Here is a 3,023-nt window from a genome sequence, read left to right as displayed (position 1 = left end):
TGAATTTGCTCGGATGATAATATTATCATACTCCTCTGACGTGCTAAATCTTCCTTTATAGGTTAATACATACTCTAGTGATTGTGCTGCGATACCCGAACTTTGACCAATTCTACCTGGACGGCCTACAATACTTTGCTCTTGCATAGCTTCCATTACCTCTTCAACAGAGATATTGTAAGCACGCATCCGATCAGGGTCTAACCAAACTCGCATGGCATAGGTTCTACTTCCTAATATTTGAGATCTTGCTACCCCTTTGATTCGGTTGATCTCGGGAATCATATTCACATTTGCGTAATTGTATAGGAATTTCTCATCCATACTTTCGCTCGTTGAATAGAGGTTGACATACATCAACATACTTGGCTGGATAGGGGTGATCACGACACCCTCACGCTGAACAAGTTCAGGTAAAAGAGGCATAACTTGATCGACCCGGGTTTTTACCCTGATAACCGCCTGATTGGGATCAGTTCCCGGTTCAAAGATTATGTTAATTGTGGCTTCACCTGCACTGGTGGCGTCTGTAGCCATATATCTCATTCCTTGAACTCCGTTGATAGAATTTTCAAGTGTGATCAAAGTTGATTTCACAAGTACATCTGCACTTGATCCTGGATAGGCGATGAAAATACTTACCGTTGTCGGTGCGATCTCTGGGAATTGTGAAATAGGCATCTGCTTCATCGCCAGAGAGCCTACAAACACAATGATGATAGAAATAACAATCGCTAATACCGGTCTTTTTATGAATTTGCTAAACATTAATTCTAGGTTTTAGGATTCGAATTATTCGGCATACAAACTCAGATTTGACAAGGCATAATCTGGCTTGACGAATTCATAATGGATCTCATCATTTTCCCTTACAAGACGAAGTCCTTCCAATAGAATTTTATCAGTTGGTTCAAGACCTGAGACAACCGCATAGATGTGAGGAAGCTCTGCTGCAATGGTGATTTCCCTTGAGTGCACAACACTATCTTCATCGATGACGAACACATATTTCTTATCCAAAACTTCAAAAGTGGCTTTCTGAGGAATTAAAAGAGTGTTTTCCAATGGAATACTCATCTGGATATTTCCAGTTTCTCCATGTCTTAAAAGACCGTTGGGATTTGGGAAAGTAGCTCGGAATGCGATGTTTCCTGTTTCGTTGTTGAAGTCTGCTTCGATTGTTTCTACTACACCGGGAAATTCAAACTGTTTGTGATTGGCCATCTGGAACACCACCTGTACATTTTCATCGGTATTTACCTGAGCTTTATAATCCAGGTATTCAGCTTCTGGCACATTGTAATAAATCCACATTTTACTATTGTCTGATAAGTTGGTCAATAGTTCTCCTTCTTCTAAAAGGCTTCCCTCTCTTACCAGAAATCTGTCAATGATTCCATCAAAAGGGGCTCTGATATCGGTAAATTGTAGATGAACTTGCGCTAATTGAAGTTCTGCATTAGCCTTGTCAACCTTGGCTTTCGCCATGGCTAATTCGTTTGGTGCGACGATATTTCTATCGGCTAGGGACTTGGTGTTTTCGTATTCGATTATTGCAAATTCTGCCTCAGCTTTGGCGCTCTCCAATTCTGCCTGATAAATGTTAGGCATGATTTTAAAGAGCAAAGTGCCTTTCTTGACAAATTGGCCTTCATCGACATAAATTTTTTGCAAGTAGCCTCTTTCTAAGGCTCTCATTTCGATGTGTTGAATAGAATGTACCTGAGACACGTATTCTTTGGTGATCAGAGTGTCCATTTGTAATGGACTGGTGACCTGAAAGGTCGTTTCAGCTTCATGGTGCTCCTCTCCATGTGAGTTGCAGCCTGTGTGGAATAGCAATGCACACAAACCTGCGAGCATGAGAATTCTCGATTTCATAAAATAGATTTTTAAACGGTAGTAATTCTTAAATTATTAGACGTGCAAAGAATTCGTGCACGGGTAAGTACTCTTTCCAAATAGAAAAGAAGAATACTTTTCAGCGAAAATTTGCTGGTAGTTTTAGTTAGGTAGGATTACCCAAAAAGTAGTATCATATAGTAAACACCTGATAAAGGAGGTGCATTCTATAGGATGTAATATGAAAGAAATGTTTACTTAAGAATAATTTCCGCTGAATGAATTTTAGTAAAAATCCTAAAATCAGCGTACAAAAAATTGCTGAGAAATAGATACTATTCTCTACGTACTTTTTAAATGAAAATAAAACATCATCATCTTCCTCTATCTCTGTTGGATCGATTTTGATATTTCCAGAAATATGAGTTGAGATAATGGGTAACTGAACAGGATGCTCGGATGAAATACTTGAAGTTTCTTGTCCAGGTAGCTCTGTGGTTTGGGCATAAGGATGATTTTCCTCCATCTCATGGGAATATAGTTGGCTATATCCGCTGGAAAGAAGAATACAAAGTGATAGTACAATTCTTGTAATCAACTTTATCATCAGGGTGCGAAATAAAATAAAGTTTTACTCAGTGTCAAGTAGTTCTCGGTTAATTCCTGTTAATGGTTTCGAGTTTCCAACTAATAGATATGATTCTTTCCCATTTGCCTTTCTCGGTTCATTGCACTTAACCAAATCAAATCAATAATCAGCTTCTTTATTAACAAATTTTTATAAAATTCTATATTTTGTTGAACATCTTCAAACAAAAAGCTTAATATTTTTTATTTTTTTTAGTTTGGATATTTTGCTCCAGCTGAGGCTTTCCATTTTCAAGGCCAGATTCGAAATCTTGGACCAATCGAATTAGATTCTTTATTTACATATAAGAATACTAGCGCTTATATAAAAATCTTTAAACAGATAGAATAGATTCTTAAATTTAAACTTAACCCAAAATAAATTGAATGATGAAAAATAGGTCCTGTCTTCTTTTTTGTCTCATTATGATGATTGCATCCTATGAGGCTTTGGCACAAAACTCATACACCCTTGTCGTTGAAGGTTTTGATTGGGGGCCTGCGGTGAATAAAGTAGTCCTTTCAAAAAATGGTGCTGACCTAAGTACAGATCC

The 3,023-nt window shown here is 37.6% G+C and carries 3 protein-coding genes; all 3 read right to left on the bottom strand.

Annotation, left to right across the window (positions count from 1 at the left end; all coding sequences use genetic code 11):
* The coding region (locus Q0L68_RS18785; protein WP_296705785.1) for an efflux RND transporter permease subunit at positions 1-768 on the bottom strand (768 nt) is incomplete at its 3' end.
* Positions 769-792: 24 nt separating this feature from the next.
* Positions 793-1,881 (bottom strand): efflux RND transporter periplasmic adaptor subunit, encoded by a 1,089-nt coding sequence (locus Q0L68_RS18780; RefSeq protein WP_296705784.1) that lies wholly within the window; start codon positions 1,879-1,881, stop codon positions 793-795.
* A gap of 154 nt (positions 1,882-2,035) precedes the next feature.
* On the bottom strand, positions 2,036-2,449 hold the full coding sequence (locus Q0L68_RS18775; protein WP_296705783.1) for a hypothetical protein: 414 nt from the start codon (positions 2,447-2,449) through the stop codon (positions 2,036-2,038).
* Between the last annotated feature and the right edge of the window lie 574 nt (positions 2,450-3,023).

It is taken from the genome of Algoriphagus sp., from assembly GCF_024642405.1.
In the GTDB taxonomy this organism is placed as follows: Bacteria; Bacteroidota; Bacteroidia; order Cytophagales; family Cyclobacteriaceae; genus Algoriphagus.
Note: the sequence above shows the minus strand (reverse complement) of the source record. Positions and strands in the feature narration are given on the sequence as shown.

What these genes read in the sequence shown, in the direction of transcription:
- Q0L68_RS18780 (WP_296705784.1), bottom strand. Translation starts at nt 1,881, where the DNA reads ATGAAATCGAGAATTCTCATGCTCGCAGGTTTGTGTGCATTGCTATTC.
- Q0L68_RS18775 (WP_296705783.1), bottom strand. Translation starts at nt 2,449, where the DNA reads ATGATAAAGTTGATTACAAGAATTGTACTATCACTTTGTATTCTTCTT.